The organism is Paenibacillus sp. FSL R10-2782, assembly GCF_038592985.1.
Taxonomy (GTDB): Bacteria; Bacillota; Bacilli; order Paenibacillales; family Paenibacillaceae; genus Paenibacillus; species Paenibacillus terrae_C.
Window position 1 is genome coordinate 2,524,529 of sequence record NZ_CP151951.1, and the last position, 26,139, is coordinate 2,550,667.

At 52.8% G+C, this 26,139-nt stretch carries 1 protein-coding gene (running past one end of the window); it reads left to right on the top strand.

Annotated features, from left to right (window positions below):
• On the top strand, window positions 1-26,130 hold the 3' portion of the coding sequence (locus tag NST83_RS11615; protein WP_342417691.1) for a non-ribosomal peptide synthase/polyketide synthase. The gene continues 15,954 nt to the left of window position 1, outside the view; only the last 26,130 of its 42,084 coding nucleotides appear in the window; the start codon falls outside the window, past its left edge; it ends in the stop codon at window positions 26,128-26,130.
• Window positions 26,131-26,139 lie beyond the last annotated feature (9 nt).

The window sequence follows — 26,139 nt, forward strand, 5'->3', positions numbered from 1 at the left end:
GGCTCGAAGGTGAGCCTGCTGTCGGTTGGCGGGGAAAAGAATCCAGAGGACATCGTCGAAACGATTGCCCGCGATGGCGTAAGCACGATGCACTTTGTGCCTGCGATGCTGCATGCGTTCCTGGAGTATGTAGAGCAGCAGCCGCAGGAAGTGATGCAAGAGAAGCTGGGAACGTTAAGACACGTATTTGCCAGTGGAGAAGCGTTGCCGCCGCAGCATGTGGCACGTTTCCAACGACTCGTGTCAGGTATCGCTGGAGCGAAGCTGATCAACCTGTATGGCCCAACCGAAGCGACGGTGGACGTATCGTACTTTGATTGCGAGCCGACGGAGGAATATGGGGTTATTCCGATCGGAAAACCGATTCAGAACATCCGTCTGTACATTGTGAAGGAAGGTACGGAGCAATTGCAGCCGATTGGGGTTGCAGGGGAGCTGTGCATCGGCGGTGTAGGCGTAGCGCGAGGCTATCTGAACCGTCCAGAGCTGACGGCAGAGAAATTCGTTGCCGATCCGTTTGCGGATGGCGAAGCAGGCTATGAACGGATGTACCGCACGGGTGATTTGGCGAGATGGATGCCGGACGGCAACATCGAGTACTTGGGCCGGATTGACCATCAGGTGAAAATCCGGGGGTACCGGATCGAGCTGGGCGAGGTCGAATCGCAGTTGTTGAAGGTGGAGTCGGTACGAGAAGCTGTAGTCATGGCCCGTGCGGATGAAACAGGCCAAAAACAAATGGTGGCGTACTACGTTGCCGGGCAGGAAATCGGAGCCAGCGAGCTGAGAAGTGAGCTGGGCCGAGAGCTGCCAAGCTATATGGTGCCATCGTACTTTGTACAACTGGAGCAGATGCCGCTGAGTCCGAACGGCAAAATCGACCGCAAGGCACTGCCAGCACCGGAAGGCAGCCTGCAAAGCGGGGCGGATTATGAAGAGCCGCGCACCGCACCGGAACGGGCACTCGTGGGAGTCTGGCAGTCCGTCCTGGGCGTGCAAACCGTCGGTATTTTGGACAATTTCTTTGATCTGGGCGGCGATTCAATCAAGGCAATTCAAATCGCATCCCGTGCGTTCCAGGCAGGCTACAAGCTGGACATGAAGTATTTGTTCCAGTACCCAACAGTCGCAACACTGGCACCGCATATGCAAGAGGTGAGCCGTATTGCAGATCAGGGAGAAGTGAGCGGGGAAACCGCTTTGCTTCCGATCCAGCACTGGTTCTTTGCACAGGAGCGCGAGCGTCCGCAGCACTTTAACCAGGCGGTTATGCTCTATAGCGCCGAGGGCTTTGATGAGACGGCGGTTCGCCGGGCAATGGATCATATCGTGAAGCACCATGATGCGTTGCGTACGGTTTTCCGTCAGGCTTCATCCGGTTACACGGCTTGGACACGCGGTGTAGATGAAGGCGCATTGTATACGCTGGAAACGGTGGATTATCGTGAACAGGCAACCTTTGCGGAAGCGCTGGAAGCGAAGGCAAATGAAATTCAAAGCAGTATTTATCTGTCCGAAGGACCTCTCGTACAACTGGGATTGTTCCGCACAGCAGAGGGCGATCATTTGCTCATAGCCATTCACCATTTGGTGATGGACGGGGTGTCGTGGCGGATTCTGTTTGAAGATTTCTCTACAGGCTACGAGCAAGCGCTGAAGGGTGAGTCTGTACGTTTGCCATATAAAACGGATTCCTTCCAAACATGGGCACGGGAGTTGTCGTCTTACGCCAACCGTCCTGAGGCTGCATCGGATGAAGTTTACTGGCAACAGCTGGAGCAGGCCAAGGCTGATGCTGCGCCGCTGCCTAAGGATTTTGCCTATGAGGGCTCCTTGAATGCAGACAGCGAAGTGCTGACGGTGGAGTGGACCGAAGCTGAAACCCAACAGTTGTTGAAGCAGGCACATCGCGCCTACAACACTGAGGTCAATGATTTGCTGCTGACCGCGTTAGGATTGGCGATGCATAACTGGACAGGCGCAGGACATGTGCTGGTGAATCTGGAGGGACATGGCCGGGAAGCGATCCTGCCAGAGGTGAATATTACACGTACGATAGGCTGGTTTACGAGCTTGTATCCAGTGCTGCTAGACACGGGTGCCAATCTGACGCTGGCAGAGCGGATTAAAGACACGAAGGAAGGCCTGCGCCGGATTCCGCATAAAGGGCTGACGTATGGAACGTGGCGCTACTTGTCCCATGCGTCCGCATCGGATAAAGCACGTGTATTTGCAGCAGAACCGGAAATCAGCTTTAACTATTTGGGTCAGGTCGATCAAGATCTGGAAAACAGCGGAATCACGTTGTCGTCCCACGATGCAGGTGAGACAGATGATACACATTCACCGTTACTGTACACGTTGGATTTGAACGCGATGATCTCGGAAGGCATGCTGCGATTGACGATCGCTTACAGCCGTAAGCAGTATCGCAAAGAAACGCTGGAGCGTGTTGCAGGACTGCTGCAATCGGCTTTACAAGAGGTGATTACGCATTGCGTCGTTCAAGAACAGCCGGAACTGACTCCGAGTGATGTGTCCTTCAAAGGTCTGACGACTGGAGAGCTGGAACAAATTGCGGAACAGGCTTCACGTACAGGTGAGCTGGAAAATGTATACGCACTGACGCCGATGCAGAAGGGTATGCTCTTCTACAATCTTATGGATTCGCAATCGGGAGCTTATTTTGAACAGGCATCCTTTGATCTGCAAGGACATTTTAATATCGCTGCTTTTGCGGCAAGCCTGGATGTATTGGTGCAGCGGCATACGGCACTGCGCACGAACTTCTACAGTGGCTGGAAGGATGAACCGCTTCAGGTCGTGTACCGCAACAAGCGCAGTGAACTATATGTAGAGGATCTGCGCGATGTGGAGGAAGAGAAGCAAAACGAGTACATCCTCGAATGTACGCGCAAAGACAAGCAGAGGGGCTTTGATCTGGCGCAAGATGCTTTGATGCGTGTCGCTATTTTGCGGACAGGTGAGGATTCGTACCGTTTTGTATGGAGTTTCCATCATATCGTGATGGACGGCTGGTGCCTGTCGCTGGTGACCAACGAAGTATTTGCGAGCTATTTTGCGATACTGGCCCATAAGCAGCCTGAACTGGCACCTATAACGCCGTACAGTCAATATATCGAATGGCTGGAGCAGCAGGATCGTCAGGCCGCATCAGGTTACTGGAGCAAGGTTCTGGAAGGATATGAGGAACAGTCCCGCTTGCCACAGGCTAAAATCCAGGGTAAAACGGGATATCAGGCGGAGCGTCTGGATTTTGACTTGGGCGCAGATCTAACGGCAAGCATTCAGCGAATCGCCAATCGTTATCAGGTAACCATCAATACGTTGATGCAGACCGTTTGGGGCATTCTGCTGCAAAAATATAATGGCACAGATGATGTGGTGTTTGGCAGCGTGGTATCTGGACGTCCGGCAGAAATTCCAAATGTGGAGCACATCATTGGTTTGTTTATCAATACGATTCCTGTACGCATCAGCAGTCATGGGGATAGCTTATTCTCAGACGTGATGAAGCAAACCCAGGAGCAATCGATTGCTTCCCATGCCTATGATACGTACCCGTTGTATGAAATTCAGGGGTTGTCGGAGCTTAAGCAGGATTTGATTAATCATATTCTTATTTTTGAGAACTATCCGGTAGAGGAACAAATTGAGCAATTAGGTAACGGTGATGGGTCCAGCTTCAGTATCACAGGCGTTGAGTCTGTCGAGCAGACCAACTATGACTTTAACCTGGTGGTGCTGCCGGGGAACACGATTCACATGAGCTTTGGTTATAATGCACGGGCATTTGAACGTGAAAGTGTAGAACAAATTCGAGGTCATCTGGTGCAACTGCTGGAGCAAGTGACAGCGAAGCCGGACATTCGGGTACATGAGCTGGATATGTTAAGTGAGCAGGAGCGAGAGCAAATTCTGGGCGTATGGGGAGATACAGCCGCCGAGTATCCAAGCGAGCAGACGATCCATGGCTTGTTCGAGACACAAGCAGCGCAGACACCGGAGCAGGCAGCGTTGTTCTTCGAAGGAGAGCAGTTGACCTATCGCGAGCTGAATGAACGTGCAAATCGTCTGGCTCGTACCTTGCGCAGTCAAGGCGTGACGAAGGATCGTCTAGTGGGTCTGATGACTGAGCGTTCGGTAGACATGATTGTGGGCATCTTCGGGATTTTGAAAGCCGGGGGCGCATATGTGCCAATTGATCCGACGTATCCAGAGGAGCGTATCCGCTACATGCTGGACGACTCGGGTGCGAAGCTCTTGTTGACGCAAAGCCATCTGGTGGACAAAGTAGCCTTTGACGGCAGCGTGCTGGTGCTAGATGGAGATCCAACGGTGTATCACGAGGATGGTTCCAATCTGGAGCCGTTGTCCGGTCCAAACGATCTGGCGTATGTGATTTATACGTCGGGTACGACGGGTCAACCGAAGGGCGTTATGCTGGAGCATCACGGGCTGTGCAATCTGAAAGCGTATTTTGATCAAGCACTACGGATCAGTACGTCGGATCATGCGTTATTGTTCGCCAGCTATTCGTTTGATGCAGCTTGCTGGGAAATCTTCCAGGCGCTGTTCTGCGGAGCCACGTTGTACGTGCCAACGTCAGAGACGATTTTGAACTATGAGAGATTCGAGCAATATATGGGGGATCATCAAATTACCGTGGCAGCCTTACCACCGACCTATGCGGTGTATCTGGAGCCGGAACGGATGCCAAACCTTCGTATTCTGTTCACTGCCGGTTCAGCGTCATCGACAGAGCTGGTATACAAGTGGAAGGATCAGGTGGCGTACTACAACGGTTACGGTCCAACGGAAAACTCGGTAGCGACGTCGATTTGGCCGGTATCCGAGGATGAGAGAGCAGGCCAACTGATTTCGATCGGACGTCCTGTGCCGAATCATCGGGTATACATGGTGGATGTGCATGGACATTTGGCTCCGGTAGGCGTAGCGGGTGAGTTGTGCGTGTCTGGTCCGGGTCTGGCCCGTGGTTATCTGGATCGTCCAGAGCTGACGGCTGAGAAATTTGTACCGAATCCATTTGCGGCTGGCGAAGCGGGCTATGAACGGATGTACCGTACAGGTGATTTGGCGAGATGGATGCCGGATGGCAATATCGAATATTTAGGCCGGATCGACCATCAGGTCAAAATCCGGGGCTACCGGATCGAGCTGGGCGAGGTTGAGGCCCAAATGCTGAAAGTGGAAGATGTGCAAGAGGTCATCGTACTGGCCCAGGCAGACGAGCAGGGGCAAAATCAACTGGTGGCGTACTATGTTGCCGAACGGGACGTGAACGCAGGAGAGCTGCGCAGCTTACTGGGCGAGGAGCTTCCAAATTACATGGTGCCTTCGTATTTCATCCAGTTGGAGCAGATGCCACTGACACCGAACGGTAAGATCGACCGCAAGGCACTGCCGGCACCAGAAGGTAGCCAGCAAAGCGGTGCGGATTATGTAGAGCCGCGTACAGCGCTGGAGCAGACTTTAGTTTCCATTTGGCAGGCTGTATTAGGGGCCAAGAGAGTCGGGATTTTGGATAATTTCTTTGATCTGGGTGGAGATTCGATCAAAGCGATCCAGGTATCCTCCCGCTTGCTGCAAGCGGGATACAAGCTGGAAATGAAGGATTTGTTCCAATATCCTTCCGTATCGCTGCTGAGTGGTCATGTCCACAAGGTCAGCCGTACAGCCGATCAGCGGGCGGTTTCGGGCGCGGTCAAGCTGACCCCAATTCAGCAATGGTTCTTTGGACAATTCTTAGCAGAGCCGCATTATTTCAACCAGTCGGTGATGCTGTATAGAGAGCAAGGCTTCGATGAAGCCGCATTGCATCAAACGGTGACCAAGGTGACCGAGCATCATGATGCGTTACGTATGATCTTCCGTCAGACCGAACAGGGCTATGAAGTGTGGAATCGTGGCTTGAACGAAGGCAAGCTATATAGTCTGGACGTTGTTGATTTGACGGGCGTCGAAGACGCTGCGGACGTGGTGAGAGCCATTGAAGAGAAAGCGAATGCTATTCAAAGTTCCATTCGTCTGGACGAGGGACCACTGGTCAAGCTGGGACTTTTCCGTTGCACGGACGGAGATCATTTGTTGATCGCGGTTCATCATTTGGTCGTAGACGGCATTTCATGGCGGATCATATTCGAGGATTTTGCCACCGGATATGAGCAGGCGGTTCGGGGAGAAGCGATTCGTCTGCCATATAAAACGGATTCGTTCTCCGCTTGGGCAGAGCGATTGTCTCAATATGCGAATAGTCCAGCCATCGAAAACGAACGCGAATATTGGCAGCATCTCGCCCAAATGGAAACCGCATCGTTGCCTAAGGATCAAGAGAGCGCGGAAGGACAGCATTCTCTGATCAGAGACAGTGAGATTGTGACTGTGGCTTGGAGCGAGCAGGAAACACGACTGCTGCTTCAGGAAGCACACCGTGCGTACAACACAGAGGTCAATGACTTGCTGTTAACCGCACTCGGTACGGCGTTATACAACTGGAGCGGTCAGGAGCGCGTGCTGGTCAACCTGGAGGGACATGGCCGGGAAGCCATTGTTCCAGATATCGACATCACACGTACAGTGGGCTGGTTTACAAGCCAATATCCGGTGCTGCTCGATGTTGACGGCAAGGCAGAAGTCGGTCAGCGAATCAAACGGGTGAAGGAAGATCTGCGTCATGTGCCGCATAAGGGCATTGGCTACGGTATTTTGAAATATATGTCTCGGGGTGATGCCAATCCTTCCTTAAGCTTGCAGCCTGAAATCAGCTTTAACTATTTGGGACAATTTGATCAGGATTTGGAAAATGGTGACATCGCGCTGTCTTCACATGCAGGTGGAGAGCCGATGAGTGACAACACCGCTCTGGAGCATCCACTGAATGTGAACGGGATGATTACAGCAGGCGTGCTGACGTTGGAAATTCGCTATGACAGCAAGGTATATCATCAACAAAACGTGGAAAAATTTGCACAATTGCTGCAGGAGAGCTTGCAGGAAGTGATCGTTCATTGTGCCTCCAAAGAGCAGAGTGAGCTAACACCAAGCGATGTATTGTTCAAGGGCTTGACGTTGGAGCAGCTGGAACAATTGACGGAGCACATGGCTGCTGTGGGTGAGCTGGAAAACGTGTATGCTCTCTCGCCTATGCAGAAGGGGATGCTTTTCCATAGCTTAATGGAGCCGGAGTCAGGCGCATACTTCCAGCAAGCGTCGTTTGACCAAAAAGGCAGCTTTGATGTAGCTATTTTCCGGAAGAGTCTGGATTTGCTAATACAGCGTCATGAAGCACTGCGGACGAATTTCCATATGTTTGAGACAGGACAGAATCAGGAGCCGTTGCAGATCGTGTTCCGTCACAAAGATAGCGACCTTTCCTTCAAGGATTTACGAGGAATGCAGGAAACGGAGCAACAGGCATATATTCAGGCGTTCAAGCTGGAGGATCAGGCTCGGGGCTTTAAACTTGGTACGGATGCGCTCATGCGCGTACAGGTATTGCAGACTGATGAAGAAACATATCACTTGGTATGGAGCTTCCATCACATTGTCATGGACGGCTGGTGCTTGTCGCTGGTGACAGGCGAAGTGTTCGGTACGTACTTTGCGCTAGTGGAGCAGAAGCAGCCGGAGCTTGCTAATATCACTCCATATGGCCAATATATCGAATGGCTGGAGCGTCAGGATGAACGTGCGGCAAAAGAGTATTGGAGCAGCTATTTGGCAGGCTTTGAACAGCAGACTTTGTTGCCAGGCTCGGATGCTTCATTAAAAGAGCAAGCCGTGGACAGCAGGGAGAATACTCTATCCACTACAGCTAGTGAAAACAGCGAATATATTTCTGAAAAAATAACGGTGGAGCTGGATAGCACGTTGAGCGAAGCCATGCATCGGGTAGCGAAGCAGCAGCAGGTGACGATTAATACGCTGATGCAAAGCGTGTGGGGCCTGATTTTGCAGAAATATAACAACAATGAGGATGTTATTTTCGGTAGTGTCGTATCTGGACGTCCGACGGATATTGTCGGCGTAGAGAATATGATCGGTTTGTTCATTAATACGATCCCGGTTCGGGTTCAAAGTGAACGGAATGCCACTTTTGTGGAGATTATGCGGAGAACGCAGGAGCAGGCACTGGCCTCGGGAGCATACGACAGCTTCCCGCTGTATGAGATTCAGGCGCTGACGGAGCAGAAGCAAAATCTGATTAACCACATTATGGTGTTTGAGAATTACCCGGTAGAGCAGCAGGTCGAGCAGCTTGGCGAAGTTCGTCCGTCCGCTTTTGAAATTACGAATGTAGAGGTCGTCGAGCAAACGAATTATGATCTGGACTTGATTGTGATGCCGGATGAGGTGTTCCAAATCATGTTCCGCTATAACGCCAATGTGTATGATCGGACTACCGTGGAGCGTATGCAAGGACATGTATTGCATGTGCTTGAGCAAATCGTGAACAATCCGCATATCCATGTGAATGAGCTGGAATTGGTAACACCGGAAGAGCAAGCGCAGATTGTTCAGGTTTGGGGCGATACGGCGGCAGCTTATCCGCAGGATCAGACGTTAAGTGCGCTGTTCGAGGAACAGGCGGCACGAACACCGGATCAGGTGGCGGTGCTGTTTGGAGCAGAGACGCTGACCTACCGCGAGCTGAACGAGCGGGCGAATCGTCTGGCGCGGACGCTGCGTGCAGAAGGCGTGGAACCGGATCAGCCAGTGGGCATTCTGGTACAGCGCTCGCTGGAAATGATCGTGGGCATCTATGCGATCCTCAAGGCAGGCGGAGCCTACGTGCCGATTGATCCAGAATATCCGGCGGAGCGGATCCGCTTTATGCTGGAGGACTCGGGAGCGAAGCTGGTACTGACGCAATCGCGTTTGGAAGAGCAAGCGTCGCTGAGCTTCGACGGCAAGGTGCTGGTGCTGGACAGCGAAGAAATGTACCACGCAGATGGCTCGAATCTGGAGCCGCTGGCCGGGCCGCGTCATGTAGCCTACGTAATTTATACCTCTGGTTCTACAGGGAAACCGAAGGGCGTTATGGTCGAGCACCATTCCGTGCTGAACCGGATTTTGTGGATGCATGATCGGTATGGATTGAGTGCGGAGGATACGATCCTGCAAAAGACCGCCTTCACATTCGACGTATCGGTGTGGGAGCTGTTCTGGTGGTCGATGGTTGGCTCGAAGGTGAGTCTGCTGTCGGTTGGCGGGGAAAAGAATCCGGAGGACATCGTAGACACGATTGCCCGCGATGGCGTAAGCACGATGCACTTTGTGCCTGCGATGCTGCATGCGTTCCTGGAGTATGTGGAGCAGCAGCCGCAGGAAGTGATGCAAGAGAAGCTGGGAACGTTAAGACACGTATTTGCCAGTGGAGAAGCGTTGCCGCCGCAGCATGTGGCACGTTTCCAACGACTCGTGTCAGGTATCGTTGGAGCGAAGCTGATCAACCTGTACGGCCCAACCGAAGCGACGGTGGACGTATCGTACTTTGATTGCGAGCCGACGGAGGAATATGGGGTTATTCCGATCGGAAAACCGATTCAGAACATCCGTCTGTACATTGTGAAGGAAGGCACGGAACAATTGCAGCCGATTGGGGTTGCAGGGGAGCTGTGCATCGGCGGTGTAGGCGTAGCGCGAGGCTATCTGAACCGTCCAGAACTGACGGCAGAGAAATTCGTTGCCGATCCGTTTGCGGATGGCGAAGCAGGCTATGAACGGATGTACCGCACGGGTGATTTGGCGAGATGGATGCCGGACGGCAACATCGAGTACTTGGGCCGGATTGACCATCAGGTGAAAATCCGGGGGTACCGGATCGAGCTGGGCGAGGTCGAATCGCAGCTGTTGAAGGTGGAGTCGGTACGAGAAGCCGTCGTCATGGCCCGTGCGGATGAAACAGGCCAAAAACAAATGGTGGCGTACTACGTTGCCGGGCAGGAAATCGGAGCCAGCGAGCTAAGAAGTGAGCTGGGCCGAGAGCTGCCAAGCTATATGGTGCCATCGTACTTTGTACAACTGGAGCAGATGCCGCTGAGTCCGAACGGCAAAATCGACCGCAAGGCATTGCCAGCACCGGAAGACAGCCTGCAAAGCGGAGCCGACTATGTCGCACCGCGGACGTGGGTGGAAGTGAAGCTGGCGCAAATTTGGCAGGATGTGCTGGGCTTGGCGCAGGTCGGCGTGAAGGAAAACTTCTTCGAGATTGGCGGACACTCGCTGCGTGCGACAACCCTGGCATCGAGGATTCACAAGGAGCTGAACAAGCCGCTTCCACTGCGCAGTATTTTTGAAGCACCAACGATTGAACAACTGGCAGCGGTTCTGGAAAGTCTGGATCAAGTGGCGTATGCTTCCATTCCGGTGACGGGAGCTCGTGATTTCTATCCGTTATCCTCGGCGCAAAAACGACTGTATGTGCTGCATCAGTTCGACCCGAATGATGTGAACTACAACATGCCGTCCGTGCTGCAAGTGAGTGGTCCGCTGGACGTGAAACGAGTAGAAGACGTATTCCGTCAACTAATCGCTCGCCATGCGACCTTGCGTACCCGCTTTGAACTGGTGGACAGTGAGCCGATGCAATGGATTGAGGACACGGTGTCGTTCGAGGTGGAATATGCAAAGGTACAGGCAGAGCGTGCGACGATTACAGATATGGACACGATGGTTAGCAAGGAAGCGCAAGAGCAGGTGCGGCGCTTTGTCCGTCCGTTCGATCTGCAAGCTGCACCGCTGCTGCGGGTAGGCTTGGTGGACCTGGGCGTTCAAGGAGCAGAGCAAGAATCGCAGCATTTGCTCATGCTCGACATGCATCATATCGTTTCGGATGGTGTGTCCATGGAGGTACTGACCGATGAATTTGTCCGCTTGTATGACGGTGAAGAGCTATCGCCATTGCGGATTCAGTACAAGGATTATGCGGTATGGCAGCAAAGCGAAGCCCATCAGGAGTGGATGCAGCGTCAGGAAGCGTACTGGCTCGACACCTTCCGGGGTGAACTGCCTGTGCTGGATATGGCAACCGACTTTGCCCGCCCGGCAATGCAGAGTACAGCAGGGAATACGATCGAATTCGGACTGGGGCTTGAAGTTAGTGAAGGCCTGAAAGAACTGGCTGCACAAACAGGCTCCACGCTGTATATGGTGCTACTGGCGGCGTACACCGCGCTCTTGCATAAATACACGGGCCAAGAGGATATCGTGGTTGGAACGCCGATTGCCGGAAGACCGCATGCGGAACTGGAGAGCTTGGTAGGTGTATTCATTAACACGTTGGCGATCCGTAATTATCCGTCTGGCGACAAATCATATCTTGATTATTTGCAAGAGGTCAAGGAGCATGCGCTCAGTGCTTATGAGCATCAAGACTATCCTTTTGAAGAGCTGGTTGAGAAACTCAATTTAACGCGGGATACAAGTCGGAATGCGATGTTTGACACGATGTTTGAGTTGAAAACATTGGAGCAGCAGGAATTGCAGCTGGAAGGTCTTACTCTAAATTCGTATCCGATGGAAAATAATACTGCCAAATTTGATCTGACCCTGGATGCAGTGGAGCAGCCGGAAGGTATTCTGTGCAGTCTGGAGTACAGCACGGCGCTGTACAAACCTGAAACCATCGCGCGATTGGCCAAGCATTTTACCGAACTTGTTCGTGCGATTACACTTGATCCGCAGCAGCCACTGGCAGCTTTGGATATGGTACCCGTCGAGGAAAAAGCACAAATCATCTACGGTTTTGGAGATGTGGGGGTATCGGATGTTGCTGCTGTTGAAGCAGGAGCCCTGTTCCATACCTTTGTGGAAGAACAGGCGCAGCTTGTCCCGGATCACGTGGCGGTTGTGTATGAGGATCAACAACTTACGTACCGTCAACTGAACGAGCGTGCGAACCAATTGGCTCGTAGATTGCGGAATGAAGGTATTGGACGCGAGTCGATTGTTGGCATCTTGAGCGAACGCTCGGTAGACATGCTGGTCGGCGTACTGGCAGTGTGGAAGGCTGGAGGCGCATATGTGCCGCTGGATGCAGATTATCCGTCGGAACGTATTCGTTTCATGCTGGAGGACAGTGGTGCTACGGTGCTGCTGACCCAAACAGGCTTGCAGGAGCGTGCGCAGGTATGGCTGGAGGAAAGCCGAGGGGCCTTGGCCGGACGGAAGTCTGAGGGCCAACTGGAAACGGCGGTTAGCGCTGAGACGGTGGAATCAGGTACCCTCCATGGAGACCCGAGTTTAACATTAGACTGGCCATCTGACAGTAAAGCAACATCCGAACCAGTAACTGGACTGTGCTTGCAGACAATGCTGGCGTTGGACGATGAGTCGCTGTACACCGGAGACACCACGGATATCGAACCTATCAACGAACCGCAGGATCTGGCGTATGTGATCTACACCTCTGGAACAACGGGACGTCCGAAGGGAGTCATGATCGAGCATCACAGCTTGGTGAATACGGCTGCAGCGTATCGCCGGGATTACCGTCTGTATCAGTTCCCGGTACGGCTGCTGCAACTGGCGAGCTTCTCCTTCGACGTATTTGTCGGGGATATTGCGCGGGCGCTCTATAACGGCGGAACAATGGTCATTTGTCCGAAAGACGACCGGATTGATCTCAGCCGTCTGTATGACTGGATTCACGATTATCAGATTACGGTGTTTGAATCGACCCCAGCCCTGATCGTACCGTTCATGCAGCATGTGCATGAACAGGGACTGGACATGAGCAGTCTGGAGCTACTCATCACCAGCTCGGATAGCTGCAACGTGGCGGATTACCGAGTGCTGCAAGAGCGGTTTGGTGCAGCTACTCGTATTATTAACAGCTATGGTGTAACGGAAGCGGCGATTGACTCCAGCTTCTACGACGAAGAGCTGTCGAAGCTGCCAAGCAGCGGCAGTGTGCCGATTGGTCAGGCGTGGCTGAATGCCCGTTTTTATATCGTAGACAGCCAACTGAATCCGGTGCCTATCGGCGTACTGGGCGAGCTGTGTATTGGCGGAGCCGGGGTGGCACGGGGCTACCTGAACCGTGCCGACCTGACGGCCGAGAAATTCGTGGCGAATCCGTACGTGCCGGGTGAACGATTGTACCGCACAGGCGATTTGGCGCGGTGGATGCCGGACGGGAACGTTGACTTTATCGGGCGGATGGACTATCAGGTCAAAATCCGGGGCTACCGGATTGAACTGGGCGAGGTGGAAGCGCAGCTGCTGACCGTGGATGGTATTGAAAAAGCCATGGTCACCGCCTGGGAAAACGAAGATGGCAACAAGGACCTGTGTGCGTATCTTGTAGCCTCAGAGGCACTGAGTTTGCCGGAGCTACGCAACGCGCTGCAGCCAAAGCTGCCGGGCTATATGATCCCGACGTACGTCGTACAACTGGATCATTTCCCGCTGACACCAAATGGAAAAATAGACCGCAAAGCGTTGCCTGCGCCGGAAGCACGCTTGGGAGGCACGGAGTACGTTGTGCCGCGGACATTGCTGGAAGAGCAACTGGTACGTATCTGGCAAAGTGTACTGAACCATTCGCAGATAGGCATTAAGGATAACTTCTTTGAAGTGGGAGGACATTCTCTGCGCGCCACAACACTGGTGGCGAAAATTCATCAGGAGCTGCATCACAAGCTGGCGCTGCGAGATATTTTCCAATATCCGACGATTGAGCAATTGGTGCAGGTGATGGGTGAACATCAGACACAGCACACGTATGTATCTATACCTGTTGTGAAGGAGCGCGCATATTATCCAGTTTCCTCGGCGCAAAAACGGATGTATGTTTTGAGTCACTTGGAAGGTGGAGAGGTTAGCTACAACATGCCGGAAGCCTTGATTATTGAAGGTTCCCTGGATAAAACGCGACTGGAGCAAGCCTTCCGCCAGCTGATTGCACGTCATGAAACCCTGCGAACCAGATTCGATATGGTGGGGGGCGAGGTTGTTCAACGTATTGATCCAAGTGTTGAATTCAACGTGGAGTATGTGCAGGCAAGCGAAGAAGAGACACAGCAGTACGCACTGGACTTTGTACGTGCATTTGATCTCGCGCAAGCACCGTTGCTGCGGGTTCAGTTGGTGGAAAACGGACCGCAACGTCACGTTATGCTCTATGACATGCACCATATTATTTCGGATGGCGTTACTGAGGGAATTATCGTGCAGGAGCTCTCTCAATTGTATGCAGGCAATGAGCTGCCGCCACTTCGCATCCAGTACAAGGACTATGCCGTTTGGCAGCATGAAGATATGCAAAGTGAACGTCTTCGTGAGCAAGAAAGCTATTGGCTGAAAACCATGGCTGGTGAAATTCCGGCGCTGGATATGCCAACAGATTTTGCAAGACCAGCCGTACAGCGTCTAGAAGGAGCTCGACTGGATTTTGCAATCAGCATGGAGGATAGCGAGCAGTTGAAACAGCTGGCCGCTCAAACAGGATCAACCTTGTACATGGTGTTGCTGGCAGCGTATAGCACGCTCTTGCATAAATATTCGGGGCAGGAGGACATTATCGTCGGAACGCCGATTGCCGGAAGACCACACGCGGAGTTGGGTGGCCTGATAGGTGTATTCCTCAACACGTTGGCGATCCGTAATTATCCGTCTGGCGACAAATCGTTCCTCGATTACCTGCAGGAGGTCAAGGAGCATGCGCTCAGTGCTTATGAGCATCAAGACTATCCTTTTGAAGAGCTGGTTGAAAAGCTGAATTTGACACGGGATACGAGCCGGAATGCGTTGTTTGACACAATGTTTGAGTTGAAAACATTTGAGCAGCAGGAGTTGCAGTTGGAAGGTCTGACCTTAAAGCCGTATCCGACGGAAAATAATACTGCCAAATTTGATCTGACTCTGGATGCAGTAGAGCAGCCGGAAGGTATTCTGTGCAGTCTGGAATACAGCACGGTGCTGTATAAGCCTGAAACCATTGCACGATTGGCCAAGCATTTTACCGAACTCGTTCGTGCGATTACACTTGATCCACAGCAGCCACTGGCAGCTTTGGATATGGTAACCGTCGAGGAAAAAGCACAAATCATCTACGGTTTTGGAGATGTGGGTGTATCGGGTGTTGCTGCCGTTGAAGCAGGAGCCCTGTTCCATACCTTTGTGGAAGAACAGGCGCAGCTTGTCCCGGATCACGTGGCGGTTGTGTACGAGGAGCAACAACTTACGTACCGCAAACTGAACGAGCGTGCGAACCAATTGGCTCGTAGATTGCGAAATGAAGGCATTGGACGCGAGTCGATTGTCGGCATCTTGAGCGAACGATCGGTGGACATGCTGGTGGGCGTACTGGCGGTGTGGAAGGCTGGAGGCGCATATGTGCCGCTGGATGCAGACTATCCGTCGGAGCGTATTCGTTTCATGCTGGAGGACAGTGGCGCGACGGTGCTACTGACCCAAACAGGCTTGCAGGAGCGTGCACAAGTATGGCTGGAGGAAAGCCAAGCTATATCCGAACCAGCAGCAGGACTGCGCCTGCAGACCGTACTGGCGCTGGACGATGAGTCGCTGTACATCGGGGATACCACAGATGTCGAACACATCAACGAGCCGCAGGATCTGGCGTATGTGATCTACACCTCCGGTACAACGGGACGTCCGAAGGGCGTCATGATCGAGCATCGGAGCTTGGTGAATACGGCTGCAGCATATCGCCGGGATTACCGTCTGAACCAATTCCCGGTACGATTGCTGCAACTGGCAAGCTTCTCCTTCGACGTATTCGTCGGGGATATCGCACGGGCGCTCTATAACGGCGGAACGATGGTTATCTGCCCGAAAGACGACCGGATTGATCCAAGCCGTCTGTACAGCTGGATTCGTGACTATCAGGTTACGGTGTTCGAATCGACACCGGCCTTGATCGTACCATTCATGCAGCATGTGCATGAACACGGACTGGACATGAGCAGTCTGGAGCTGCTGATCACCAGCTCGGATAGCTGCAGCGTGACAGATTACCGGGTGCTGCAAGAACGATTTGGTGCAGATATTCGCATCATTAACAGCTACGGCGTAACGGAAGCGGCGATTGACTCCAGCTTTTACGATGAAGAGCTGTCGAAGCTGCCAAGCAGCGGCAGTGTACCGATTGGTCAGGCGTGGCTGAACGCCCGCTTTTATATCGTAGACAGCCAACTGAATCCGGTGCCTGTCGGCGTACTGGGTGAGCTATGCATTGGCGGCGCCGGGGTAGCACGCGGATACCTGAACCGTGCCGACCTGACGGCCGAGAAATTCGTGGCGAATCCGTACGTGCCGGGTGAACGGTTGTATCGGACGGGTGATTTGGCGCGGTGGATGCCGGACGGGAATGTGGACTTCATCGGCCGGATGGACTATCAAGTCAAAATCCGGGGCTACCGGATCGAGCTGGGCGAGATCGAAACCGTGATCCAGCGGGTGCCGGGCGTGCGTCAAGCGGTCGTGATCGACCGGACAGATGAGCGTGGGCACAAGTATTTGTGCGGCTATATCACGGGAGAAGCGGAGCTGCGGATCGAGGAGGTACAGGCTGAGCTGGAAGCAGGGCTGCCAGCGCACATGGTGCCAGCACGCTTGATGCGACTGGAGACGATCCCGCTGACGAGCAACGGCAAAATCGACCGCAAGGCGTTGCCGGAGCCGGAAGGCAGCATCCATACAGGTGCAGCCTATGTGGCACCGCGTACAACGGTAGAGCAGGTGCTGGCTTCGGTATGGGCCGGGGTGCTCGGCGTGGAAGCGGTAGGCACACAGGATAACTTCTTCGAGCTGGGCGGCGATTCGATCAAGGCGCTGCAGGTATCATCCCGATTGCTGCAAGCAGGCTATCGACTGAACATGAAAGACCTGTTCAGCAATCCAACGGTGTCTGCATTGGCGCTGAAAGTCCAATCCGTGACAAGATTGGCAGATCAGAGCGAAGTAGTGGGTGCTGTGAAGCTGACACCTGTTCAACAATGGTTCTTTGAGCAAAACCTGACGGATGCTCATCACCATAACCAGTCCATCATGCTGCATAGCAAGGACGGTTTTGATGAAACGGCATTGCGTACAGCGATGGAGCAAATTGTTAGCCATCACGACGCGCTGCGTACCATTTTCCGTCCTACCGATCACGGATACGAAGCATGGAGCCGTGCGATTGGTGAGGGTAAGCTGTACACGCTGGAACAGACGGACTTCCGCAATGAGACTGAGGTGTCTGCGGCCATTGAGGCCAAAGCGAATGAAATTCAAGCTGGAATTGATTTGAGTGAAGGACCGCTGGTGAAGCTGGGGCTGTTCCATTGCCCAGATGGAGATCATTTGCTGATTGCGATTCATCACTTAGTGGTGGACACTGTATCCTGGCGCATTTTGTTCGAGGATATTACGACAGCCTATGAGCAGGCATTGAACGGACAAGCGGCTCGTCTTCCGTACAAAACGGATTCGTTCCGCATCTGGGCTGATGGACAATCTCAATATGCGAACGGTCAGGAAATTGCAGCGGAACTCGCATTCTGGCAAGAAATTGAACAGGGAATGTATGAGCCGCTTCCAAAAGACCAGCCACAGTCCTATTCATTAAATAGGGACAGCGAGATCGTTACTGCCACGTGGACAGCTCAGGAAACGGAGCAACTGTTAAAACAGGCGCATCGTGCCTACAACACGGATATGAATGATTTGCTGCTTACGGCATTGGGAATGACGATTCATCGCTGGGCAGGCATTGGACGAGTGCTCGTCAACCTGGAAGGTCATGGACGGGAATCCATTTTGCCAGAGCTGGATATTACTCGCACCGTTGGCTGGTTTACGACTCAATTCCCGGTTGTGCTGGATATGAGCGTGGGACAAGGCCTTTCACAGTGCATCAAAAATGTGAAAGAAGGGCTGCGTCGCATCCCGCAAAAGGGTATTGGCTACGGTATTTTGAGATACCTGTCCGCCGCACGTGAGCAAGAGCGTTTTGTAACCGAACCTGAAATCAGTTTTAACTATTTAGGACAATTTGATCAAGATATGCAAAATCAATCCATTGACGTATCTCATTACTCCAGCGGTGAAGAGCTTGGCGCACATGCAGCCAGATCGCACACGCTAGACATTAATGGAATGATTTCCGAGGGCGAACTGCAATTGACGATCAGCTACAGCAATCAGGAATATCGCCGTGAGACGATGGAGCAGCTAGCCGAGGAGTTCAGAACTAGCTTGCGGGAAATCATTGCGCATTGCGCAGGCCGCAAACAGCAGGAGCTGACCCCAAGCGATGTAATGCTTAAAAATGTAACCATGGCTGAGCTGGATCAATTGGTAGAGCGGACTCGTGACATTGGCGAACTGGAAAATGTATATGCGTTAACGCCGATGCAAAAAGGTATGCTGTTCCATAGTCTGATGGATGCAGAGTCAGGTGCTTATTTTGAACAAACGACATTTGATTTGCGCGGACGCTTCCAGGCGAATATTTTCCAAGATAGCTTGAATCATTTGGCGCAGCGGCATGAGATTTTTAGAGCTAATTTCTACAGTGGTTGGCAGGATGAGCCTGTGCAGGTCATTTTCCGCCGCAAGGATATTGGTTTCAAATATGAAGATCTGCGTCATTTGGATGAGCAGGAGCGTGACACGTATGTGAAGGAATTTATTCGTAAAGACAAGGCAGCCGGATTCGATTTGTCCCGTGATGCATTGATGCGCGTGGCGATTTTACGAACAGGTGATGAGGATTATTATTTTGTGTGGAGCTCTCATCACATCTTGATGGATGGCTGGTGTGTGGCGTTGGTAACGGATGAGGTGTTTGAGGCTTATTTTGCAGCCGTCGAGCATAGGGAACCGAAGCTTGCCCCAGTTACTCCATACAGTCAGTATATTGAGTGGCTTGAAGCACAGGATGTAGAGGCTGCATCTTCATACTGGAAGGATTATTTGCTCGACTATGATCAGCAAACTTCGATTCCGACCGGAAAAGTAGGCGTGAAAGCGGACGGTGCACAATTTGAGCATGTGCTGTGCGATCTGGGCAAGGATTTGACAGGCCGCATTGAAATGGTTGCCAAGCAGCACCACGTGACCACGAATACATTATTGCAAACGGCATGGGGCTTGCTGCTTCAAAAGTACAACGGTAGTGACGACGCTGTTTTTGGCGGCGTAGTGTCTGGTCGTCCGGCTGATATTTCGGGTATCGAAAATATGGTGGGCTTGTTCATTAACACCATCCCGGTACGCATTCGCAGTGGAGCTGAGGAAACCTTTGCCGACATGATCAAAGCGAATCAGCAGCAGGCGCTGGCTTCTCAAGCGTATGAAACGTATCCGCTATATGAAATTCAAGCCTTAAGCGAGCAAAAGCAAGACCTGATCAACCACATTATCGTGTTTGAAAACTATCCGGTGGAGGAGCAGGTCGAGCAGCTTGGCGAAGGTGCAGAATCGGATTTTGAAATTAGCAACGCAGGCATGATTGAACAAACCAACTATGATTTCAATCTGCTCGTCATTCCGCAGGAAGCGATGAAAATCCGATTTGAGTACAATGCAAAGCTCTATGATCGTGAAGCCGTTGAACGGACTCAGGGCCATCTGGTGCAGTTGCTGGAGCAGGTGGTAGCGAATCCGGACATTCGGGTACATGAGCTGGATATGTTAAGCGAGCAGGAGCGAGAGCAAATTCTGGGTGCATGGGGGAATACGGCGGCTGAGTACCCAAGCGAGCAGACGATCCATGGCTTGTTCGAGACACAAGCAGCGCAGACACCGGAGCAGGCAGCGTTGTTCTTCGAAGGAGAGCAGTTGACCTACCGTGAGTTGAATGAACGTGCGAATCGTCTGGCTCGTACCTTGCGCAGTCAAGGCGTGACGAAGGATCGTCTAGTGGGTCTGATGACCGAGCGTTCGGTAGACATGATTGTGGGCATCTTCGGGATTTTGAAAGCCGGGGGCGCATATGTGCCAATTGATCCGACGTATCCAGAGGAGCGTATCCGCTACATGCTGGATGACTCAGGGGCAGAGCTGTTGTTGACGCAAAGCCATCTGGTGGACAAAGCAGCTTTTGACGGCCATGTGCTGGTGCTGGATGGGGCACAGGGTGTGTATCACAAGGATGGTTCCAATCTGGAGCCGTTGTCCGGGCCAAACGATCTGGCGTATGTGATTTATACGTCAGGTACGACGGGTCAGCCGAAGGGTGTAATGCTGGAGCATCACGGGCTGTGCAATCTGAAAACGTATTTTGACCAGACACTTCGGATCAGCACGTCGGATCATGCGTTATTGTTCGCCAGCTATTCGTTTGATGCGGCTTGCTGGGAAATCTTCCAGGCACTGTTCTGCGGAGCTACGTTGTACGTGCCAACGTCAGAGACGATTTTGGACTATGAGAGATTCGAGCATTACATGAAAGAACATCAGATTACGGTGGCGACATTACCACCGACCTATGCGGTGTATCTGGAACCGGAGCATATGCCGAACCTGCGTACTCTGTTCACTGCCGGATCAGCATCATCAACAGAGCTGGTGCACAAGTGGAAGGATCAGGTGGCGTACTACAACGGTTACGGTCCGACCGAAAACTCGGTAGCAACGTCGGTTTGGTCGGTATCCGAAGACGAGAGAGCAGGCCAACTGATTTCCATCGGACGTCCTATTCCGAATCATCGGGTATACATGGTGGATGTGCATGGACATTTGGCTCCAATAGGCGTAGCGGGTGAACTGTGTGTATCTGGTCCGGGTCTGGCCCGTGGCTATCTGGATCGTCCAGAAATGACGGCTGAAAAATTCGTACCGAATCCGTTTGCGGCTGGCGAAGCGGGCTATGAACGGATGTACCGTACGGGTGACTTGGCGAGATGGATGCCGGATGGCAATATCGAATATTTAGGCCGGATCGACCATCAGGTCAAAATCCGGGGCTACCGGATCGAGCTGGGCGAGGTTGAGGCCCAAATGCTGAAAGTGGAAGATGTGCAAGAGGTCATTGTGCTGGCCCAGGCGGACGAGCAGGGGCAAAATCAACTGGTGGCGTACTATGTTGCTGAACGGGAAGTGAACGCAGGAGAGCTGCGCAGCTTACTGGGCGCGGAGCTTCCAAATTACATGGTGCCTTCGTATTTGGTACAGCTGGAGCACATGCCATTGACACCGAACGGCAAAATCGACCGCAAGGCACTACCAGCACCGGAAGACAGCCAGCAAAGCGGAGCGGATTATGTCGCACCGCGGACGTGGGTGGAAGTGAAGCTGGCACAAATTTGGCAGGATGTACTGGGCTTGGCGCAGGTCGGCGTGAAGGAAAACTTCTTCGAGATTGGCGGACACTCGCTGCGTGCGACAACCCTGGCCTCGAAGATTCACAAGGAGCTGAACAAGCCGCTTCCACTGCGCAGTATTTTTGAAGCACCAACAATTGAACAACTGGCAGCGGTTCTGGAAAGTCTGGATCAAGTGGTGTATGCTTCCATTCCGGTAACGGAAACCCGTGATTTCTATCCGTTGTCTTCGGCGCAAAAACGACTGTATGTGCTGCATCAGTTCGACCCGAATGATGTGAACTACAACATGCCGTCCGTGCTGCAAGTGAGTGGTCCGCTGGACGTGAAACGAGTAGAAGACGTATTCCGTCAACTAATCGCCCGCCATGCGACCTTGCGTACCCGCTTTGAACTGGTGGACAGTGAGCCGATGCAATGGATTGAGGACACGGTGCCATTCGAGGTGGAATATGCAAAGGTACGGGCAGAGGGTGCGACGATTACAGATACGGACACGATGGTTAGCAAGGAAGCACAAGAGCAGGTGCGACGCTTTGTCCGTCCGTTCGATCTGGAAGCTGCGCCGCTGCTGCGGGTAGGCTTGGTAGACCTGGGCGTTCAAGGAGCAGAGCAAGAATTGCAGCATTTGCTCATGCTCGACATGCATCATATCGTTTCGGATGGTGTGTCCATGGGCATACTGACCGATGAATTTGTCCGCTTGTATGAGGGTGAAGAGCTATCGCCATTGCGGATTCAGTACAAGGATTATGCGGTATGGCAGCAAAGCGAAGCCCATCAGGAGTGGATGCAGCGTCAGGAAGCGTACTGGCTCGACACCTTCCGGGGTGAGTTGCCTGTGCTGGATGTACCTACGGACTTTGCCCGTCCGGCGGTACGAAATACGGCAGGGGATACGGTCGTGTTCGGACTGGAGCATGAAGTTAGCGAACGCCTGAAAGAACTGGCGGCGCACACAGGCTCCACGCTGTATATGGTGCTGCTGGCGGCATACACTGCGCTCTTGCATCAATACAGCGGACAAGAGGATATTGTGGTCGGTACGCCGATTGCAGGACGACCACATGCGGATCTGGAGCCGATCCTCGGGATGTTCGTCGGAACGTTGGCATTACGGAACTATCCAACGGCGGAGCATACCTTCCGCAGCTATGTGGAAGAAGTGAAAGTTCATGCTCTGCAAGCCTACGAGCATCAGGACTATCCATTTGAGGAACTGGTGGAAAAGCTGAATGTGAAGCGGGATATGAGTCGCAATCCGTTGTTCGATACGATGTTTACGCTGCAAACCACTGAGGAAGGCGAACTGCAGCTGGCAGACCTTAGCTTCCGTCCATACGGCTTGGAACAAACGCCAGCCAAGTTTGATTTGACGCTGGAAGCCAGAGAGGAAGAGGCAGGTATTCAGTTCGGATTGCAGTATGCAACCGCGTTGTATCAACGGGAAACCGTAGAACGGATGACACGTCACTTCATTCGTTTGGCCGAAGCCGTGGCAGCGAACCCGGATGCGAAGCTGGGTGAGCTGGAGCTGATAACGGCGGAAGAAACCGAGCGGATTCTGAAGGTGTTCAACGATCCGAACGCGCATAGCGTGCGTGGAGGAGCACAAGGTCGTGCGCTCAGCGAACGCTTTGAAGAGCAGGCGAAGCGCAGTCCTGAGCGGGTAGCGGTCGTGTCTGGGGACACGAAACTGACCTACGCTGAGCTGAACGAGCAAGCGAACCGATTAGCCCGTGTGTTACGGGAGAAAGGGGTCGAAGCAGATCAACCGGTAGGTATATTGCTGGAACGTTCTGCGGATATCCTGGTGTGCATTATGGGGGTACTTAAGGCTGGAGGCGCGTATGTGCCGATGGATAGCATGTATCCGCAGGAACGCATCGACTACATGCTCCAAGACAGTGGGGCAACGGTCGTGATTACAAGCAGAGTCGCCCAGCTATCACTCAGCTTGCCATCCACAGTACAGGCTGTAGTCCTTGATGACGAGGACGTTCAGACTCAGTTGAATGTACAGGATGCGAGCAACCTGGTCCCTGTTGTTGGCCCGCACAACCTGGCCTATATGATTTACACGTCAGGTACAACCGGCCAGCCGAAAGGGGTCATGATTGAGCAGGGCAGTGTCAGCAATCTGGTAGATGCTTTATCTGAGCGGGTATACAGCCACTATGAGCAGCCGCTTCATGTCGCATGGCTGTCGGCATTTGTATTTGACGCTTCGGTGAAGCAAATCTTTGCCAGCTTGCTGTTAGGCCATACCTTGCATGTGGTATCCCGTGACGTAAGCCTGAGCGGGGAGCAATTGATCGCCTACTACCGCACGCACCGGATCGACCTGTCAGACGGCACACCTGCGCATCTGCATATTTTGAACGAAAGCGTCAGCGTGACGGAAGCGCCAGAAGTGAAGCATTACCTGATCGGAGGCGAAGCATTATCTGTACAACTGGTCAATGTGTTCCTGCACAAGTGGTCCGGGTACCGCCCGATGATTACCAATGTGTATGGTCCGACCGAAACGACGGTAGATGCGACAGCTTATACGATTGAAGATGTAGAAGCCCTAAACGTGCTGCTGGAAAAAGGTGAGCACACGGTATCCATCGGAACGCCGATAGCGAACCAGTCCGTGTATATTCTCAACACCAGACAACAGTTGGTGCCGATCGGTATCGCGGGTGAGCTCTATATCGGGGGGGCAGGTGTAGGACGAGGATATCTGAATCTGCCGGAACTGACGGCAGAGAAGTTCCTCCCGAATCCGTTCGCCTCAGCTTCACTGGAAGCTGAACAAGCTCCAGATGTTCATAGCCATCGCATGTATCGGACGGGCGACCTAGCACGGTGGCTGCCGGATGGCAGCATCGAGTATTTGGGCCGGATCGACCACCAAGTGAAAATTCGGGGGTATCGGATCGAACTGGGTGAGGTGGAAGCACAACTGCTGACCGTGGACGGCATTCAGAAGACCGTGGTCACGGCATGGGAAAACGAAGACGGACACAAGGACCTGTGTGCCTACATCGTAGCCACAGCACCGCTGAGTCTGCCGGAGCTGCGCAACGCACTGCAGCCTAAGCTGCCGGATTACATGATCCCGACGTATGTTGTACAACTGGATCGCTTCCAGCTGACCCCAAGCGGAAAAATCGACCGCAAGGCGTTGCCTGCGCCGGAAGCACGCCTCGAAGGAGGCCTGGAGTACGTTGCGCCGCGGACGCCACTTGAAGCCAAGCTTGCTCAAATCTGGCAGGATGTATTGAAGCTGTCCAGCGTAGGAGTTACCGACTCATTCTTCGACATGGGTGGACACTCCCTGCGGGCAACAACGCTGGTGGCCAAAATCCATCAGGAGCTGGACAGCCGGATTACACTTCGTGAGGTGTTCCAGCACATTACGATTGAGCAGCAAGCCCAACTGATAGCTACGCACGGCACAGACACCTATACGGTGATCCCTGCGGCGGCGAAACAGGCCTACTACCCGGTTTCCTCGGCTCAAAAACGGCTGTACATTTTGAGCCATCTGGAAGGCGGGGATGTCAGCTACAACATGCCGGGTGTGCTAACGGTGGAAGGTCCGCTCCAGGCAGATCGACTGGAGGCTGCGTTCTGTCAGTTAATTGAGCGTCATGAAACGTTGCGTACTTCCTTTGAAATGGTGGAAGGTGAGGTCGTTCAGCGAGTTTACGATCAGGTTGAATTTGCTGTAGAACGCCTGCAGGTCAGTGAACACGAAGCCGAAGCGTATATCGAGTCATTTGTACGCAGCTTTGATCTTCGGCAGGCACCGCTGCTGCGCGTTCGTCTCATTCAAACCGGATCAGAGCGCCACTTTTTGATGTACGATATGCACCATATTATTTCGGATGGTGTATCGTCTGACAATATCGTGCAGGAGCTGGTACAGCTGTACGAGGGACAGAAATTGGAGCCGTTGCAAATTCAGTACAAGGACTTTGCCGTGTGGCAGCAGCAGGAAATGCAGCGTGAGTCATATCAACGTCGGGAACACTTCTGGCTGGAGCATTTAGCCGGAGAGTTACCGGTACTGGATCTGCCGATTGCTTATCCAAGACCTGCTGTTCGCAGCTTCGAGGGCGCACTGTATGATTTTACAGTTGACCCGAATGTATCCGCGCAGCTGCACCGAATTGTGGCTCAGACCGGAAGTACGCTGTACATGGTACTTTTGAGCGCCTACACCGTTCTGTTGTCCAAATACAGCGGTCAGGACGATTTGGTCATCGGTACTCCGGTAGCAGGCCGCCTGTTGCCTGAACTGGAGCCACTTATCGGAATGTTCGTCAATACGCTAGCCATCCGGCATCAGCCGAAGGGCAGCCAAACATTCCACAGCTACTTGCTGGAAGTCAGAGATCGTACACTGCAAGCCTTCGAGCATCAGGATTATCCATTGGAAGAGTTGGTGGAAAAGCTGGATGTAGCACGGGATGCAAGCCGTAACCCGTTGTTTGACACCATGTTTGTACTGCAAAATATAGAGTCGCAGGAAGCGAAGCTTGAGACCCTGTCCTTCAGTCCGTATGTTCAGGAGCATAATATCTCCAAATTCGATCTTACCTTGTCCATGAGTGATGAAGACGGGGTGATCAAGGGTTCCTTCGAATATTGCACGAAGCTGTTTGGAGCAGACGCTATTGAACGATTAACGGGAGATTTGATAGCGATCCTGTCACAGGTAGGGGCCAACCCGGATTTGCTGTTAAGCGATATTCAGGTGACCTCCACCGACGAGAAGCCGGAAGGCTTTTCACCGGATTCCATCGACTTTGTTTTCTAAATCAGTTTT